Source organism: Haemophilus sp. HMSC061E01, assembly GCF_001810345.1.
Classification (GTDB): Bacteria; Pseudomonadota; Gammaproteobacteria; order Enterobacterales; family Pasteurellaceae; genus Haemophilus_D.
This window is the reverse complement of record NZ_KV800998.1, coordinates 200072-219067: the sequence shown is the minus strand read 5'-3', so window position 1 is coordinate 219067 and position 18996 is coordinate 200072. Positions and strand designations below refer to the sequence as shown.

The window sequence follows — 18996 nt, the reverse complement described above, 5'->3', positions numbered from 1 at the left end:
ATGACATTAAAAAACATCTTAAAAACGACCGCACTTTTTACCTTGATAAGCAGCTCAAGTTTTTCTGCTTTTGCCGATACGCAAAAAATGTATGGTATTCAAGGGGATTCGCTGTCGATTACTACGACCGTTCAAGCGCCACAAAGCTATGAAGTGAATGGTAAAACATACACCACACAAGGTGATGAGGCAAAGTCCTATTCAAAAGAAGGGACAGCAAGTTATTACCACCATAAATTTAATGGTCGTAAAACAGCTAATGGTGAACGCTATGATTCGGCACTTTTCACTGCCGCACATAAAACCTTACCTTTGAATTCTTATGCGGTTGTTACAAACTTACATAACAATCGCAAGGTGATTGTGCGAATTAATGATCGTGGTCCGTTTAGTGAGAAACGTATCATTGACTTATCTCATTCTGCCGCAAAAGAATTAGGCCTTATTGCTCGTGGTACAGGGCAAGTAAGAATTGAAGCTTTACATGTGGATCACAAAGGTCAAATTTCAGGTGCGGGAGCAAAAACGCTTGCCAAGCATGCTAAAACGCAAGAAGCCAGTGAGCGTTTAGTCGTCAATAAAAATAGCGAAAAAAAAAAATCAAAACTTAGACAGCACAAACGATGCAAAAACTGTTTTCAAGCTAAAACTACTCGCGCTGTCGTCAAAAAGCCAAGCAGAAAGCATCATCACAAAACTCGCGTTAGATGACATCAAAACGGAAATTAACCAAAATGGGCAAAACTATGAAATCCATTTTGGCCCATTAGCGGATCAAGCGGATATTAATCAATTAAAAACAAAATTACAAAAAACGATCAATGGGCAACCCGTAATCGTTTATACTTATAAAAACCAATAAGCTATTAAAGGAAATGCTATGTTAAAACAATCTGCAAAATTGAAAAAAATTGTACTCTTCTCGGGATTAATAGCAGCGTCAACATTTGCTGCCGCTGAAGATATTCAATACGGTATCGCTGTACCGGAAGTGAATGCGCAAACTTATGTTTTAATGGATTACAATTCTGGTGCGGTACTTGCATCACTTAACCCAGACCAACGCCAATACCCTGCCTCATTAACAAAAATGATGACTAGCTATGTGGTTGGTGCTGCATTAAAACAAGGTAAAATCCATAATGAAGATATGGTGACAATTAGCGAAAGCGCTTGGGGTAGAAATTTCCCTGATTCATCAAAAATGTTCTTAAATTTAAATCAACAAGTGTCTGTGGGTGATTTAAACAAAGGGATTATCATTGTTTCTGGTAATGATGCCTGTGTTGCTGTAGCTGAACATATTTCGGGTACCGTGGCTAACTTCGTTGATACCATGAATAAATACGTTCAACAATTTGGCTTAAAAAATACTAACTTCACCACACCACATGGTTTAGATGATCCAAACCAATATTCGACTGCACGTGATATGGCGATTATTGGTGCGCATATTATTCGTGATTTACCGGAAGAATATAAAATCTACGCAGAAAAAGACTTTACTTTCAACAAAATCAAACAACCTAACCGTAATGGCTTATTATGGGATAAAACCATTAACGTGGATGGTATGAAAACCGGTCACACAAGCCAAGCAGGTTATAACCTTGTCGCATCAGCAACAAGTCCAAACAATATGCGTTTAATTTCTGTTGTAATGGGTGTACCAACCTATAAAGGTCGTGAAGTAGAAAGTAAAAAACTCTTACAATGGGGTTTTGCTAACTTTGAAACCTTAAAAACTCAAAAAGCAGGTGAAGAAATTTCAAAACAATCTGTTTACTACGGTGATAAAGGTGACGTTAAACTTGGTGTCTTAGAAGATGGCTTTATCACTGTGCCAAAAGGTAAACAAACTGACTTAAAAGCACGTTATGAATTAGATAACAAATACTTACAAGCACCTTTAGCAAAAGGCCAAGTGGTAGGTAAAATCGTTTATCAATTAGACGGCAAAGATGTCGCTACCGTAAATCTTCAAGCATTAGAAGATGTACAAGAAGGCGGTTTCTTAGGTAAAGGTTGGGACTGGTTAGTATTAACAGTTAAAGGATTATTTGACTAAACACCTTGAAAATTAACCGCACTTCCCCATTTATATCACATCAATAAATCCGTAAGGTGTATGAATTTAACTGATTCACGCACCTTATTCTTAAATTAAGGAAACAACATGGCAACCGAAAACGATTATGAAAAACTAAAAGAAGTAATGGAATTCCCTGCTGCAATGACATTTAAAGTCGCAGGTGTTAACCGTGAAGGTTTAGCGCAAGACATCGTAGCAGTGATACAAAAATATTTACCGGGTGATTATATTCCAAAGGAAAAATGCAGTAGTAAAGGCACTTATAATTCAGTTTCGATTGATATCGTCGCGCAAAACTTTGAGCAAGTAGAAACACTTTACAAAGAACTTGCAAAAGTTGAAGGCGTCAAAATGGTTCTCTAAGATGAACAAGACTGATTTAATTGTCCGTCAATTAGGATTACAAGATTATCAGGAAATCTGGCATAAAATGCAGGAATTCACGGATAATCGAAATGCAGAAACCACCGATGAAATTTGGCTAGTTGAGCATCATCCTGTTTTCACACAAGGCCAAGCTGGCAAACCAGAACACTTATTACAACGAAGTGATATTCCTGTTGTTCAATCGGATCGTGGTGGTCAAATTACCTATCATGGTCCTGGTCAGCAGGTCATGTATGTGCTCATTGATATTAAACGTCATGAACATTTAAATGTTCGCCAATTAGTGACCGCACTTGAACAATCTGTTGTAAAAACCCTTGCAGACTATGGTATTGAAGGTTATCCCAAACCAGATGCACCTGGTGTGTATATTGATGGCAAAAAAATCTGTTCATTAGGTTTACGCATTCGAAAAGGCTGCTCTTTCCATGGGCTTGCGTTTAATATCAATATGGATCTCAATCCTTTCCACTACATTAATCCTTGCGGCTATGCAGAGCTTGAAATGTGTCAGCTTGCTAATTTTATCGGTAAAGAAGAGGCAATACTTGACAAGGTTTCCCCAAAATTAATTAAACACTTTGCCGAACTTTTGGGCTATAATGTTACAAATTTATAACATTCACTTTTATAACTCATTTAAAAATGCCTGAATCAGGCATTTTCTTTAGGAAAGAAAAATGTCAACGCCTTTTAAAATGGAACGCGGTGTGAAATACCGTGATGCAGCCAAAACATCAATCATCCCTGTTAAAAACATCGATCCTAATCAAGAATTATTGAAAAAGCCAGAATGGATGAAAATCAAATTGCCATCTAGCTCATTAAAGATCGAAACCATCAAAAACGGGATGCGTCGTCATGGCCTACATTCTGTCTGCGAAGAAGCGTCTTGTCCAAATTTACACGAGTGCTTTAACCATGGTACGGCAACCTTTATGATTTTAGGGGCGATTTGTACTCGTCGTTGCCCATTCTGTGACGTTGCACATGGTAAACCATTACCGCCCGATCCGGATGAACCACGTAAATTAGCTGAAACTATCCAAGATATGAAGTTGAAATATGTGGTGATTACCTCTGTAGACCGTGATGATTTACCTGATCGTGGTGCAGGTCATTTTGCTGAATGTGTAAAAGAAGTGCGAGCATTAAACCCTGGCATCAAAATTGAGATTTTGGTTCCTGATTTCAGAGGACGTATTACTCAAGCCTTAGAAAAATTAAAAGACAATCCACCAGATGTGTTCAACCACAACTTAGAAAATGTACCACGTTTGTATAAAGAAATTCGTCCGGGCGCTGATTATCAGTGGTCTTTAAAATTGCTTCATGATTTCAAAGAAATGTTCCCAAACATTCCAACTAAATCAGGTCTAATGGTTGGATTGGGTGAAACCAATGAGGAAATTCTTCAAGTGATGGAAGACTTACGTGCAAACGGTGTAACCATGTTGACACTTGGACAATATCTCCAACCAAGTCGCCATCACTTACCAGTTGCGCGCTATGTGCCACCAGCAGAATTTGATGAGTTCCGTGATAAAGCCAACGCAATGGGCTTTGAACACGCAGCCTGTGGCCCATTTGTTCGCTCTTCCTACCATGCTGATTTACAAGCAAGTGGTGGATTAGTGAAGTAATCAAAAACAGATAAAAAAATGACCGCACTTTGAATCTCAAGTGCGGTCATTTTTTATATTATCCTTTCAGCTAGTCAGTTGCAGCTGGCTTATCTTCTTCGCCCTCATCAGTCTCCATCATGCTTTCTTGACGAAGATCTTCAAGCGTACGCCCATTAATTAAGTAACCATTTTCCGTTTTTTCCACTCTAGAAACGTAATTATCACCTTCTTCTACAAATTCTCGGTGAAGTTTTCCATCATGTTTCACAAAGCTACTTAAATATTGCCAAAAGTATGAATTTTCCTTAATGGCTAAGGCTTTTTCATTTTGATCATCAAACAACATTTTACTTAATGTCAGATTAAATGTGCCTTCAATATTATCTGGAATCATGTCTGATGAATCATCTTCGGGCACTTGAGGCACAATACCACTCACTTCCAATTTTACAGGATAAGCATTGGTCTCTGGATAAGTATTTAGATTTAAATTCAATGTTGCATTATCAACGATTAAATCAAGCTCTTTCCAAGAATTTTTGATATATTTATCGAATGTGGCTGACGTTAAATGCGTGCTGCATAAGGCCCCATAAAACGGTGCTGAGCAAAATCTTGCTGATAAATGCGCTTTGCTATGATTAATTTTAAATGGTGCATCAATCGCTAATTTTTCAAATTGGAAGCCTGCACTTGGGTAACTGGCTTTATTCGCTGACAATGTGATATGTTCATTATATTGATCATTGTCTAGTGTTTCCGTCTTATCACTGGCTGATACGTCATCAAGCACTAAATCAGCCATATTAAATGATTTTAAGGCTGCCTCAATATTGGTTTTGCCACTAAATTCTTTCACCCATTTATCTTTGGCATTCAAGAAGTCTTTATTATCTTTTGAGGGTGCCTCTTTCTCAGCAAAAGCATCTAATAAAAATGGTACAAACGCCAATTCGTTTGCCACGTTGTAATCATCTAACTGAATATTAACTTTACCGCCTTTAGCTTCCCATTTACGCGCTTCATCGGCAGGGGTTTGTTTCACACTATCAACATTCAGTTTAAAATCTACATTAGCCTTGGTTAAATCCGTATTCGCCAACTTAAGTTCAAGACCGGCATTTTGTAAGTTAAAGTAAGGTTGATTATTTTTAGGCACATTGACAGAAAGCACGGATAATGAACCATCAAAACGATCGTTTTGTGTAAAAATTTTCGTTAACAAATTGACGCCATCTTTAATGTCTAGTGAGCCATCACTTAATTTTTTAAATTCATGATGAAAATTGACTGCACTTGGCACGCCATTTTGTTTAATCAATAAATTCAAACCACCAGCTGTTGCTTGGCTTTCTTCTGTCGTACGGCTTTTATTGGCAATACGTAAAATATCACTACTGAATTTCGTACTCAGATCACGTTTATCTGCCTCACCTGATTTCACGTCAAAGTGGTACGTCGCATTTTTCATATAAACATGGGTGTTTTCGCCATTTAACAACGCCACTTCGGCATTTTTCGCGGTTAAGTCAATACTTGATAGATCGTATTGATTTGCGCCGACAGGCACTAGGCGAGCTTCACCCTCAATTTGTTCCAGTTTAGTGTCTTTATCGTAATTAAAACCACTTAGAGTTGTTTTTAGCTCAACTTCTTTATTTTTTAAGAAATGAAGACCGATAGAAAGGTTTTGGGACTTATTCGCAAAATCACGGAATTCCGTCAAAATATCAGACTGTAAATAATCCCCTACCGGCGAAAATTTACTATTAATCGTGTTTTTATCAATCGTGATATTTAATGTTTTATTTAATTGACGAACTAATTGATCAGATAACTGAGACTCCGCTGTAATGAAGAAAGGCAGTGCGGTGAGCTTAGTTGAAATCACATTTGTGCTTTTCGCATCGCTATCTTTTACACTAAAGATTAACTCGCGAATAAAAAAGTTTTTCGCGGTTTGCGTCACATTCAATGTTGCTTGATTATCCAAAGAGTAAGGGAAATTTTTTAATACCTGATCGATTTTGTGATTGGTATAAAATTGTGCGCCGATCCCAAGTGCCACTGCGATAGCCGAAATCGTCAATGCTATTGTTCTTTTCTTGCTCATAATGTCCCCAAATACGATCTCAATTTACGATCTCAAAATCCTTTTGAAAAATTAACCGCACTTTTCTCTTCAAAGTGCGGTCAGTTTCCAGTCTATTTTAGCCTAAGATTTTATCTAATTCTTGGCTTACAGCTTCCACTTTTTGAGTACCATCTAAACGGAAATATTGCGTATTACCTGCTTTCGCTTCAGCTTGGTAATAATCAATTAATGGGCTGGTTTGTTTGTGGTAAACCGCTAAACGATCTAACACCGTTTCTGGTTTATCATCGGCACGGATAATTAAATCTTCACCCGTTACATCATCTTTACCTTCCACTTTTGGTGGGTTGTAAACGATATGATAAGAACGGCCCGATGCTTGGTGTACGCGACGACCACTCATACGTTCAACGATCACTTCATCCGGTACATCAAACTCTAAAACGTAATCAATTTTCACGCCAGAATCTTTTAATGCATCCGCTTGTGGAATCGTACGTGGGAAACCATCTAATAAGAAACCATTTGCACAATCTGGTTGAGAAATACGATCTTTTACTAATGCAACGGTTAATTCATCCGGTACTAATTTTCCTTCATCCATTAATGCTTTTGCTTGTTTGCCTAATTCTGTCCCCGCTTTAATCGCTGCACGGAACATATCCCCTGTTGAAATTTGTGGGATACCAAACTTGTTCATAATAAATTGTGCTTGTGTGCCTTTTCCTGCACCTGGTGCACCTAAAAGAATGATTTTCATACGAATCTCCAATAAATAATAGACCTGTTTAAAATACCGTTAAAGCCTTGTTTGGTCAAATGATTTTGCTGTTAATTTTGACCGCACTTTATTTTATTTTAAGCTTTTTCATTTCCTTTTTTATTCCATGGTGCCACCCAGAATAAACAAATCATTCCTGGGATAGCAAGGAATAAACAAATCCAGAAAAAATGATAGTAGCCCACTGCTTTAACCAAGTAACCAGATAACATACCAAGCCCTTTACTCGGTAAAGCGGAAAGGCTGGTAAATAAGGCTAATTGAGTGGCTGTATAAAGCGGATTCGTTTCGCGAGCCATAAAGGCGACAAAGGCAGCTGTACCTAAACCGACACCGATATATTCAGCCGCAATAACGAAACCTAATTTCCAAAGTTCTGCGGCACCGATATGGTCAAAATGCCCAAATGCAGCTAACCAAATAAATCCACCAATAGTAATCAATTGGATGAAACCAAATACCCATAATGCGCGGTTAATGCCTAGGCGTAACATAATCACCCCCCCCACGAGACCGGCAGAGATACTTGCCCAAAGTGAGGTACTTTTTACCACCAACGCAATATGCTCTTTTTCAAAGCCCATGTCATAGACGAATTTCGTTTGTAACGTGGTGGCAAATGAATCACCAAATTTATACAAGAACAAAAAGAGTAAAAAACCGATGGCTTGGGCGACACCTTTGCGTTGGAAGAACTCTTTCAAAGGTATCCAAAATACCATATAGAAAGGTTGATCACGATCGACCTGGGCAATATTTGGTTCTTTCGCTAAAAAGAGTGTCATAAATATGCCCGCTAGCATACAAAGTGCGGTCAATAAAAAGACGGTTTCCCATGGATAAATCGTCGCTAAATAAAGCGAGAGCCCCCCAGGAATTAAACCTGCAACACGATAAGCATTAATGTGGATGGTGTTCCCCAATCCTAATTCATTATCCGTTAAAATTTCACGACGATAAGCATCGAGTACAATATCTTGTGTCGCAGAGAAAAAGGCAATAAATGTGGCAATTTTAGCTACCGTACTTAACTCAGCCACGGGATCAAACTGACTTATTGCATAAAGTGAAATCAGCAAAATCACTTGAGAAATCAATAACCAACTACGACGACGCCCTAAAAAATGTGGGAAATAGCGATCTAATAACGGCGCCCATAAAAACTTCAAACCATATGGCACCATCACCCCTGTCAATGCACCGATTAATTCAACGGAAAGCCCTTTATCTGTCAACCATACAGGCAACATTTGCAATAACACGAAAAGTGGTAAACCCGAACTAAATCCAGTGAAAACACAGATCAGCATTTTGCGGGTAAATATTTGACTAGAAAGGGATTGTTCTGACATAAAGTGCGGTTATTTTTGAGCGTGTTTTATCTGATTAAAATATTAAGGGCGGAATGATGCTCCGCCCAACAAGAGTGAGATTAATCTCGATATCCTTTCGGATTATTTTTTTGCCAATTCCAGGTATCTTTCATCATTTGCTCAAGACCACGTTCAGCTGTCCAATTTAACTCTTTTGCAGCAAGGCTTGGATCGGAATAGCAGGTTGCAATATCACCCGGACGACGTGCCACAAGGCGATATGGAATTTTAATATTGTTCGCTTGCTCGAACGCTTTCACCATATCAAGCACAGAATAACCAGTACCTGTACCTAAGTTATAAATGTGTAAACCTGCGTCATTTTCATGGCGATTTAATGCTTTTAAGTGACCAATCGCTAAATCCACCACGTGAATATAATCACGTACACCTGTGCCGTCATGAGTATCATAATCGCTACCAAACACGGAAAGTTGCGGTAATTTACCGATCGCAACTTGGCTGATATAAGGTAATAGGTTATTTGGAATACCATTTGGATCTTCACCAATCAAGCCACTTGCGTGTGCGCCCACTGGGTTGAAATAACGTAAGATCGTCATACTAAATTGTGGTTCAGCTTTCGCAACATCGGTCAGAATTTGTTCGACCATGTATTTAGAGGTACCGTAAGGGTTGGTTGTACCGCCCACTTTGCAATCTTCTGTAATTGGAATAATTTCCGGATCACCATAAACCGTTGCAGATGAACTAAATACAAAGTTCCACACACCTGCTTTTTTCATTTCTTGAATGAGAACAATCGTACCAGCAACATTATTCATATAGTATTCAGCGGGTTTCTGAACACTTTCACCCACAGCTTTTAAACCTGCAAAATGGATTACCGACTGAATGCTGTTTTCAGCAAAGATTTTTTGTAATAAAGCACGATCTAAAATATCGCCCTCATAAAATTTCACGTCTTTGCCCGTGATTTCTTTTACGCGTTCTAAAGATTTTGGGGATGAATTACATAAATTATCCAATACTACCACTTCTTTATTTGCATTTAATAATTCCACTACAGTGTGTGAACCGATATAGCCTGCGCCACCCGTTACTAAAATAGCCATGAGTTACTCCTTAATCATTTTGTTCGCAAATTATAACATTGATTTCTACGATACATAAATTTATCCCCTCTTTTGACCGCACTTTGGTGTGATCGTTGTCACAGAATAAACATTTTTCTCTGAAATTTTGATTTGAGTCATTGAAGCGCTTCGCGATGAGGCGAATAATAGCCTCCTAAAATCAAAAAGATAAAGGAAGACAACATGAAACCTCAAACACTTCAAAAAACCGCACTCGCACTACTTGTTGGTTGGTATGCTGCTAATGCAGCCGCTTATTCTGAACAAGGCCAAGCCGGTAATACCAAAAGTTGGGAAAGCGCTGAATACCTCAAAGATTGGGGCTTAACCTCAATGAATGCCTCCACGGCTTATGCTCTTAGCTTTAATGGCTCAGGCGTGAAAATTGGTGTGATGGATTCAGGTGTGCTATTAAACCATCCTGAATTTCAAGACGGTCGAATCCACGTTGTAAAAACGGAAGGGACTTATAGTAAAGATGGCATGCGTTATCCCGATGCATCGGTGGGAAATGGTCCAATTAATAAAAATGAACCCGTAAAAAACGGCAAACGCAATTTCGATAAAACAGATAATGGCATCTTCACTAAAGGTGAAGCCTTCAATATTGACGGGGCATGGCATAAATATACCAATGATGCGCACGGTACGCACGTTGGCGGTACAATGGCGGCAAGCCGTGACGGCAACGAAATGCACGGTGTAGCATTCGGCGCCAATCTCTATTCTGCCAACACGGGTGGTAACGACAACATGACCTATGGTCCAAATCAAGACTATAGTTTCTTCTTACAAGGCTACTCTGCCCTCGCGGATGCGGGCGCAAAAGTAATTAATAACAGTTGGGGGTCAAACCGTCGTGTTAATTCATCCTTTGCCGGTGCATTAGGCTATAAACCAAAATATGATTGGCGTGATGTACCAGAATATGGCGTGCAATATTATGATGTACCAAAAGCACCTGAGCCAATTTCCAGTCCTGCAGCACATATTTATTTAAGTAATTTAGGCGAAGCTGAAAAAGCTTATTATCAATTTGTCACGAGTGGTGAGAAAAACTTTGTTGATGCGGCTTATGAAGTGGCAAAAAATAAACAAGTGATTCAAGTCTTTACAGCGGGTAACCGTAGTATGATGGCTGAGTCCTTTACGCGCGCGATGTTGCCTTATTTTAGACCTGATGCAGAAAAATACTGGGTAAACGTTACTGGACAAGTGGGTGGTGAAGGCTATCCAAATGATTCAAATGACGATGTGAGTGATGAAAAAGCAGGCGCAGATATTCAAGAATTTAACCTCGCCGGCCATTCAAAATGGTGGACGATTGCGGCGCCATCCGCCAACATCTATTCCTCCTACATTCAATTACAAGACAACAATACTTATGGTGACCCTATTTACAAATCAGCCGGTGGTACTTCAATGGCTGCCCCACACGTAAGTGGTGCATTAGGTGTCATTCTTTCTCGCTATCCATACATGACAACCGATCAAGCGCGTGATGTCATGCTAACCACAGCAAGACAAACCACGCTTCGTAAAGGGCTTGAAGGTAAACCATTAGAACGTTGGGAAACTGAACAAGGTGTACCAAGTAACGTTTGGGGCTGGGGGATTTTAGATCTTGGCAAAGCGATGTTTGGCCCAGGTCAATTCTTAGGAAACATGAAAATCAACCTCAATCAAAATGATGTTTGGTCAAATGATATTAGCGATAAAGCCATCAAAGCACGTCAAGTCGAAGATCAAGCTGAAGCGACGACTTGGGCAACACGCAAAGCAGAATTAGAAGCATTAATGCAAAATCGTGCAGGTGCGACAGCTGAAGAAAAAGCAGAATATCAAGTAGGTTTAGCGCGTGAAGCCGCTCGTAATGAACGTGCTGCACAAGGCTATGTTGGTGCATTAACTAAAAATGGGGCTGGCACCTTAACCCTCACCGGTAATAACAGCTTCACTGGTGCAATTACTGTAAATGAAGGTCAACTTTCAGGGTTAAATCAATCCCTTGGTTCGGCACAACAAGTCATCGTAAAACAAGGTGCAACATTGGAAGTGTTACCAAAAGCGGAAGTCACTAAACCAAGTGAGAATGGATTTGTTACCGAAACCTTAACCAGCACCGCGAAAACGGTCACTGCGACAGTGGAAAAAGGTGGTCGTTTCTTACTGAATAATGGTATTGCTAACGTCAATGCAACCTTTGCAGACGGTTCTGTTTTAGTGCCAAATAAATTTGACGAAGAAATTCTGCCTCAATTACAAAAAGATCCACAAAAAGCGGTATCTGTGCAAGGTACAGGCTCATTTGTAGGGGCTGAAAATGCGATAGTTGAAACACCTCGCACTTATGATTTCTTTGCCGTTAAAAATGAAAGTAATGCGAATACGTTGAAAGTGACCGTTCAGAAAAAAGCCCTTTCATCTGCAGCAACGACTGAAAATGAAGTGGCTATCGCCAATGCCTTAGATGCAGCAACAAGCAGTGCAGCATATCAAAGCCTCATTTGGGGAACAAAAGAGAATGCTCGCCAAGCCTTTGCTCGTTTAAGCTATGATGAAGATCTCGCTGCCGAACAACACAATGTGTTAAATGGCTTATTGCTTCGTCAGCAACTTGCCCAACCAGGTGCAGTAAGAGCACAACTTAATACCGGCACACAAATTTGGACAAGTGGCACCTTCACCCACTTCAGCACGGATAGTTTAAGCAGCCATGCGTACAACCAACTTGTGGGTATTGATACAACAATAGATACAAACAAACATTTAGGTGTATTTGTTGGTTCAACACAAAATAGCCACAAAATTGACCGCACTTCGAAAGATCGTGCCGTGCATTTAGGCTTAACGGCTGAACATCGTTTCAACGTGTTAACACCGAAAATTGGATTTATTCAAAGCTGGGGTAAACACGAACAACGTGCTGAATTTGCACAAGGTGTGAAAACCCATAGCCAAACACAAAATGTCTTTGCTGAACTTGCCTACACTGGCTTAAAAGGCGAACATTTTGCGCTTGAACCTTATGCTGGCGTAAGCTATATGCACATCAAAAACAAAGGCGTGACAAAAGGCGAAGTGCAGTTAAAAGACAACAATCGTGATTTAATCGTCACCTCTGTCGGTTTACGTCCATCCATTCCATTTGCAATTGGTGGCGTTCAATTAAATCTATTAGGTGATGTGGCTTATCATCGTTTCCATAAAGATAAAGCCGCTGAAGGCAGCTTGGTTATCAATAATCAAGGCGTAGCAAATCTTTATGGTAAAGAATTGAAAAATGTCGTCACGACAGGTGTGGCATTACAAGCTCAATTTACACCAGTATTGAGTGTGAAAATCGGCTATCAAGGTGCTTACAACCACGATACCAAAGCGAATAATGTTAATGCAGAATTACGTTTCTCATTTTAACGATATTCAATAAGACAAAAAGTGCGGTCAGTTTTAGAGAAGTTTTAAAACTCTTTGAAAATTGACCGCACTTTGTATTAGATACTTTTAGTTATATGCATTTCAGATATCTAAAAACTTAGTCCTACAATGCTCAATTCTAAGGGATATATTTCTGAAACATCTAGCCATTAAAATTCAATTTAATATTTCCATATATATTTCATCCTCAAAGTTATCAATACTAGAAATATCTAAAATACACTCACCAATCCTTTTAACATGAAAACTGAATATAGAACTAAAACCAAACTCATTACTTTTAAAACACAAAAACAAGACACAAGGCTTATTAGGAAAGACTTTATTCCATTTATCCTTGAAAGCATTAACAAAACAAAATGATTCTTTCTTAACATTCTTATGGATGTAATCTTCAATATATATTTTATTAATAGAAAACTCATACCCAGAGAAATCTAAAAATTGTTCTTTAATATTATCAATGGTTATATCATTACTATACTCACCTCTCCATAACCAACTAAAAAAAACACATTTATTTATCTCAACAAACCCCTTATCTAATATGCAAGATAATTCTGTAGATAAATTTTCATGACTACAAACCTCATTAAACGAATCTCTCATTTTTGAATTCATATAAATCATTTTTCCTCCAAAAATAATTTAAACCTTTATCTATATCCCTCTAAAATTGGGTTATTCAATGTTTCTTGTATATAAACCAAAGGTTCACTACCACATTTTGCTATGATTCTTTGCTTTTATTTTCACAACAGAGAATATCACATAAGTATTCGCTGAACCCACTCCAACATTCGCATTTTTAATACTAATAGATAAAAACAAAAGGCATCAATCTGATGCCTTTTAAATTCATTAAATGAACAATTAACGTTCGCTCCAACGTTTTATCAATTAGCGAATCACTTCTTTAGCTTACTTCAAAAATGCCGCATGATAGGCAATATGCTCACCAATAAAACTGGCGATGAAGTAATAGCTATGATCGTAGCCTTTGTGGAAGCGCACATCGATCGGTTGATTTGCCGCACGACAGGTTTCGATAAAATCTTCGGTGCGTAATTGTGTTGGCAAAAACTCATCTTCTAAGCCCTGATCAATACGCATACCTTGCACTTTATAGCCTTGTTGAATGAGTGAGCTGGCATCATATTGCTGCCATTTTTCACGATCTTTCCCTAAATAAGCAGTAAAGGCTTTTTCTCCCCAAGGCACGAGGCTTGGCGATAAAATAGGCGAAAAAGCAGAAACACTTTGATAACGTTCTTGGTTTCGTAGTGCCAATACCAATGCACCGTGCCCGCCCATTGAATGCCCCATAATGGAACGTTTGCCGTTGGTAGGGAAATTTGCTTCAATCAGACCTGGCAATTCATTCAAAATATAATCATACATTTGATAATTCGTCACCCAAGGCTGCTCGGTCGCATTAAGATAAAAGCCCGCACCTTGCCCTAAATCGTAAGCTGCATCGTTCGGCACTTGCTCTCCACGAGGGCTAGTATCAGGCGCAACCACAATCACTTGATGTTCTGATGCATAACGTTGAAAGCCCGATTTGGTAATGAAATTTTGTTCCGTACACGTTAAGCCGGAAAGCCAATAAATCACACCAAGCGGTCGATTTTCCGGATTATTTGGCAAATAGGCGGCAAATTTCATTTCGCATTGAAGCGTTTGGGCATCATGTGCCCAAACTTGTTGCAAACCGCCAAAAATTTGATGTTGTTCAATCAGTTTCATAGCGTACCTTAGTAATGAATAACCGTGCGGATCGATTTACCTTCGTGCATTAACTCAAATGCTTCATTGATTTGATCGAGTGTCATTGTGTGAGTTACAAACGGTTCTAACTGGATGTCACCTTTCATTGAATCTTCCACCATTTTCGGAAGTTCAGAGCGACCTTTCACGCCACCAAATGCCGTGCCTTTCCAAACACGACCTGTTACCAACTGGAACGGACGAGTTGAAATTTCTTGTCCAGCACCCGCTACACCGATGATAATGGATTGTCCCCAACCACGGTGTGCACTTTCTAATGCTTGACGCATTACGTTTACATTGCCGATACATTCAAAGGTATGGTCAATGCCCCATTTATTGATGTCTAACAACACATCTTTAATCGGTTTATCGTAATCGTTAGGGTTTAAACAATCCGTTGCACCAAACTGTTTTGCCAACTCGAATTTTGCAGGATTGGTATCGATAGCAATAATACGACCCGCTTTAGCTTGACGTGCACCTTGCACCACAGCTAAACCAATCGCTCCCAAGCCAAACACCGCAACAGAGTCACCTTCTTGCACTTTTGCTGTATTATGTACCGCACCAATACCTGTGGTAACGCCACAGCCAAGTAAACATACTTGTTCGTGGTTCGCTTCTGGGTTGATTTTCGCCAGTGACACTTCTGCAACAACAGAATATTCACTAAAGGTTGAACAGCCCATATAATGATAGATTGGCTGACCTTGATAAGAAAAACGCGTCGTGCCGTCCGGCATTAAACCTTTACCTTGTGTATCACGCACTGAGACGCATAAGTTGGTTTTACCTGAACGACAAAACTCACATTCACCACATTCTGCGGTGTAAAGCGGAATAACGTGATCACCTGGTTTTACGCTTAACACGCCTTCGCCCACAGCAACGACTACACCGGCACCTTCGTGCCCAAGCACTACTGGGAATACGCCTTCAGGATCACTTCCTGATAATGTAAATGCATCAGTATGGCACACGCCCGTGTGAGTGTTGCGGATTAACACTTCGCCTTTGCGTGGCATTTCTACGTCGATTTCTACAATTTGTAAAGGTTGATTTGGGGCGAATGCCACCGCTGCTCGAGATTTGATCGTTGAATTGATTTGTTTAATTTCCATTGTTTTTCCTCTTAATTCATTGACAAAGTTGCCTTGCCTAAGCAAGATAGTAATAGTTTATACTTTAGAGCTCACTCTAAGGCAAGAGTTTTTTGCAACTTTTTATTTGGAAGGAAGGGAAATGACTTACACCACAGCTAAAGCTGCCGAAAAAATCGGTATTTCTGCCCACACTTTACGCTTTTACGACAAAGAGGGCTTATTGCCTAACGTTGGACGCGATGAACACGGTAATCGCCGTTTTACAGATAACGACTTGCAATGGTTGAGTTTATTACAATGCTTGAAAAATACAGGCATGAGCTTAAAAGACATCAAACGCTTCGCTGAATGCACCACTATTGGCGACGATACCATTGACGAACGCCTTGCATTATTTGAAAGCCAAACAGAAAATGTGAAGCGCCAAATTGCCGAATTAAAACGCTATCTAAACTTGCTGGAATACAAGTTAGCATTTTATCAAAAAGCCAAAGCATTAGGCTCGGTGGAAGCCGTGAATTTGCCACAGATTCCTGAAACGACTTAAGTTAAGAGTTTGGTTCAACTTTTTGGGTGCAGGTCAAAATTGACCGCACTTTATACCAAGAAATAATGCAAAAAGTGCGGTTAGGTTCTCTGGTGTTTTTGTTTAAAGGTTTAAGATCCAGCGTAAACAATTAATTATTTACACACATTATCTTGTTACTTGAAACTCCTTCTACCATAAAGAAAAAAAATAAAGTAACCACTTGATACAAATAATGTCATTTTTATTAAAAATGAGAGGTTCTTTATACCAAAATCAATCTATTCTAGCTCAAAAATAGATATTGAATTATCAATATTATAAAGCAATCTACCAACTATTAACGATAATAATGAAAAAGAGACTCCAATAAAAATAGAAAATAGAATATCTAGTATTAGCCTTTTCATTACTTACTTCCTCTTTGATACTCATTACAAGTACGATTAAAAACATTCTGATTCTAGGAGTGTATGCAGCTCATTTTAATAATACTTTATATTCATCTATAAAAACAAAAGGCATCAACGTGATGCCTTTTCAATTCATTAACATGAAAAATTAACGTTCATTCCAACGTTTGATTGATTCACGAATCACTTCTTTCGCTTCTTCTACATCGCCCCAGTGAGTCACTTTCGTTGAACCTGGTTTTTTCAATGCTTTGTAGTTATTGAAGTGGAATTCAATTTGTTTGATTAATTGCGCTGGCACATCTGCAAGGCTGTTGTATGCATTGCCGGTATCGCGGTCATCTGCTGGCACACAAACGATTTTATCGTCCACTTCGCCATCATCGACGAATTTCATTACACCGATAACTTTTGCTTCAAGGAATACACCAGTTGCAAGTGGTTGACGAGTTAATAATAAAACGTCTAACTCATCGCCATCTTCGTCTAAAGTTTGTGGAATGAAACCATAGTTAGTTGGTTTTGCGAAGATCGCTGGCTCAACACGGTCTAATTGGAATGCCGCAACTTTACGGTTCCATTCGATTTTGTGGCAGCTACCTTCTGGAATTTCATTTACCACATTGATAATGCCGGCATCTACATCGCCTGGCGTTAAAATTTGATTAAAATCAGCCATTGTTTTTCCTTTTTTTGATTACGTTAAAAACTTTCAGAGTATAGCAGTTTTTAGTCGATAAAAAAACATGCGAAAAACATCCTCAAAACTGACCGCACTTTCCCGTCAGCCTGACAAAAAAAACGATTGCGCAAACGTTTACTTTTAAATAATTTGCTATAAAATAGCACGTCTTTTTTTGATTATTAACCTAGGGGACTTTATGTCAAGTTTAGAAAAAACCTTTGAACTCAGCAAACGCGGTTCAACGGTTCGTCAAGAAATCATCGCGGGTTTAACCACCTTCTTAGCCATGGTGTATTCCGTGATTGTTGTGCCTAAAATGCTTGGTGATGCAGGCTTTCCGGCTGAATCAGTGTTTATCGCAACCTGTTTAGTAGCAGGTCTTGGTTCGATTTTAATCGGCTTTTGGGCAAATGCGCCAATGGCGATTGGCTGTGCCATTTCACTAACTGCTTTCACTGCATTTAGCTTAGTCATTGGGCAAGGTGTTTCTATTCCTGTGGCATTAGGTGCCGTATTCCTCATGGGTTTGGTGTTCACCTTAATTTCGGCAACAGGTATTCGTTCATGGATTTTACGTAATCTACCGTCAAGCATTGCACACGGTGCGGGGATCGGGATCGGCTTATTCTTACTTTTAATCGCCGCAAATGGCGTAGGCTTAGTGGTCGGCAACAAAGCGGGTTTACCGGTTAAATTAGGTGATTTCACTTCGTTCCCTGTGATGATGTCTTTAATTGGCCTTGCATTCATTATCGGCTTAGAAAAAATGAAAGTGAAAGGCGGGATTTTATGGGTCATCATCGCGATTACTATCGTAGGTTTAATCTTCGATCCAAACGTCACATTCAATGGCCAAATCTTCAAAATGCCAACCTTTGGTGAAAACTCACTTTTCTTACAATTAGATTTACAAGGTGCATTACAACCTGCCATTTTACCCATTGTCTTTGCGTTAGTGATGACTGCCGTATTTGATGCAACAGGTACTATTCGTGCCGTTGCAGGACAAGCGGACTTATTAGATAAAGACGGACAAATCATCAACGGCGGTAAAGCCTTAACCTCTGACTCTGTAAGTAGCTTATTCTCAGGCTTATTCGGTACTGCTCCAGCCGCCGTTTATATCGAATCAGCAGCAGGGACAGCCGCAGGCGGTAAAACGGGTATCACCGCTATCATCGTCGGCGTATTATTCTTATTAATGTTATTCTTCCAACCACTTGCATTCTTAGTGCCTGGTTATGCAACTGCACCGGCGTTAATGTATGTAGGCTTATTAATGCTAAGCAATGTAAGCAAATTAGACTTCGATGATTTCGTGGGCGCAATGAGCGGATTAGTTTGCGCGGTATTCATCGTGCTAACTGCAAACATCGTAACCGGTATCATGCTTGGCTTTGCGGCATTAGTGATTGGCCGAATCGTGAGTGGTGATGTGAAAAAACTCAACATCGGCACGATTATCATCGCCATTGTCCTTGTCGCATTCTATGCTGGCGGTTGGGCGATTTAATTAAATACAATTTTGATAAGGCGAACGAATGGTTCGCCTTTTTTATTTCTAGCCTAAAAAACAATCGAAAAACCAACCGCACTTTTACTTTACAA

General features: G+C 39.4%; 15 protein-coding genes and 1 pseudogene. 8 read left to right on the top strand and 8 right to left on the bottom strand.

Annotated elements, in window-relative coordinates:
- The 5 genes and pseudogenes from HMPREF2732_RS01500 (at position 1) to lipA (ending at position 4122) form a co-directional block, all read left to right on the top strand.
- Positions 1 to 862: pseudogene (locus HMPREF2732_RS01500) on the top strand (septal ring lytic transglycosylase RlpA family protein).
- A gap of 18 nt (positions 863 to 880) precedes the next feature.
- A complete protein-coding gene (locus tag HMPREF2732_RS01495) occupies positions 881 to 2068 on the top strand; it encodes a D-alanyl-D-alanine carboxypeptidase family protein (protein WP_049369508.1) in 1188 nt (395 codons plus the stop codon).
- A gap of 108 nt (positions 2069 to 2176) precedes the next feature.
- A complete protein-coding gene (gene ybeD, locus HMPREF2732_RS01490; RefSeq protein ID WP_070590485.1) occupies positions 2177 to 2455 on the top strand; it encodes a DUF493 family protein YbeD in 279 nt (92 codons plus the stop codon).
- Between the two features lies 1 nt (position 2456).
- A complete protein-coding gene (lipB, locus tag HMPREF2732_RS01485) occupies positions 2457 to 3098 on the top strand; it encodes a lipoyl(octanoyl) transferase LipB (protein ID WP_070590482.1) in 642 nt (213 codons plus the stop codon).
- 61 nt (positions 3099 to 3159) lie between these two features.
- Entirely contained in the window at positions 3160 to 4122 is a 963-nt protein-coding gene (gene lipA, locus HMPREF2732_RS01480; protein WP_005695484.1) for a lipoyl synthase, read from the top strand.
- Between the two features lie 70 nt (positions 4123 to 4192).
- Here lipA and HMPREF2732_RS01475 read toward each other — a convergent pair whose 3' ends face one another.
- From HMPREF2732_RS01475 to galE, 4 genes are all read right to left on the bottom strand, one after another.
- Entirely contained in the window at positions 4193 to 6217 is a 2025-nt protein-coding gene (locus HMPREF2732_RS01475) for a hypothetical protein (protein ID WP_070590478.1), read from the bottom strand.
- A gap of 97 nt (positions 6218 to 6314) precedes the next feature.
- A complete protein-coding gene (gene adk / locus HMPREF2732_RS01470) occupies positions 6315 to 6959 on the bottom strand; it encodes an adenylate kinase (protein ID WP_005695482.1) in 645 nt (214 codons plus the stop codon).
- Between the two features lie 98 nt (positions 6960 to 7057).
- Positions 7058 to 8332, bottom strand: a complete 1275-nt coding sequence (locus HMPREF2732_RS01465; protein ID WP_070590475.1) for an MFS transporter — start codon at positions 8330 to 8332, stop codon at positions 7058 to 7060.
- Positions 8333 to 8412: 80 nt separating this feature from the next.
- Positions 8413 to 9429, bottom strand: a complete 1017-nt coding sequence (gene galE / locus HMPREF2732_RS01460) for a UDP-glucose 4-epimerase GalE (RefSeq protein ID WP_014064082.1) — start codon at positions 9427 to 9429, stop codon at positions 8413 to 8415.
- A gap of 204 nt (positions 9430 to 9633) precedes the next feature.
- On the opposite strand from galE, the gene HMPREF2732_RS01455 reads away from it, so the two are divergent.
- The gene (locus HMPREF2732_RS01455) at positions 9634 to 12867 is read left to right on the top strand and encodes a S8 family serine peptidase (protein WP_070590472.1); all 3234 of its coding nucleotides are present in this window, start codon (positions 9634 to 9636) and stop codon (positions 12865 to 12867) included.
- A 177-nt stretch (positions 12868 to 13044) separates the two neighbouring features.
- Here the strand turns inward: HMPREF2732_RS01455 and HMPREF2732_RS01450 are convergent, their stop codons facing one another.
- From HMPREF2732_RS01450 to HMPREF2732_RS01440, 3 genes are all read right to left on the bottom strand, one after another.
- A complete protein-coding gene (locus HMPREF2732_RS01450) occupies positions 13045 to 13518 on the bottom strand; it encodes a hypothetical protein (RefSeq protein ID WP_070590469.1) in 474 nt (157 codons plus the stop codon).
- A gap of 291 nt (positions 13519 to 13809) precedes the next feature.
- The gene (gene fghA / locus HMPREF2732_RS01445; protein ID WP_070590465.1) at positions 13810 to 14637 is read right to left on the bottom strand and encodes an S-formylglutathione hydrolase; all 828 of its coding nucleotides are present in this window, start codon (positions 14635 to 14637) and stop codon (positions 13810 to 13812) included.
- 8 nt (positions 14638 to 14645) lie between these two features.
- Complete coding sequence (locus HMPREF2732_RS01440) at positions 14646 to 15755, bottom strand: S-(hydroxymethyl)glutathione dehydrogenase/class III alcohol dehydrogenase (protein ID WP_197542873.1); 1110 nt, start codon at positions 15753 to 15755, stop codon at positions 14646 to 14648.
- Positions 15756 to 15903: 148 nt separating this feature from the next.
- Here HMPREF2732_RS01440 and HMPREF2732_RS01435 point away from each other — a divergent pair, with 148 nt between their 5' ends.
- On the top strand, positions 15904 to 16311 hold the full coding sequence (locus HMPREF2732_RS01435; protein ID WP_049367164.1) for a MerR family transcriptional regulator: 408 nt from the start codon (positions 15904 to 15906) through the stop codon (positions 16309 to 16311).
- Positions 16312 to 16851: 540 nt separating this feature from the next.
- Here the strand turns inward: HMPREF2732_RS01435 and HMPREF2732_RS01430 are convergent.
- The gene (locus tag HMPREF2732_RS01430) at positions 16852 to 17382 is read right to left on the bottom strand and encodes an inorganic diphosphatase (RefSeq protein ID WP_005695476.1); all 531 of its coding nucleotides are present in this window, start codon (positions 17380 to 17382) and stop codon (positions 16852 to 16854) included.
- A gap of 202 nt (positions 17383 to 17584) precedes the next feature.
- On the opposite strand from HMPREF2732_RS01430, the gene HMPREF2732_RS01425 reads away from it, so the two are divergent.
- Positions 17585 to 18901, top strand: a complete 1317-nt coding sequence (locus HMPREF2732_RS01425; protein WP_070590458.1) for an NCS2 family permease — start codon at positions 17585 to 17587, stop codon at positions 18899 to 18901.
- Positions 18902 to 18996: the final 95 nt, after the last annotated feature.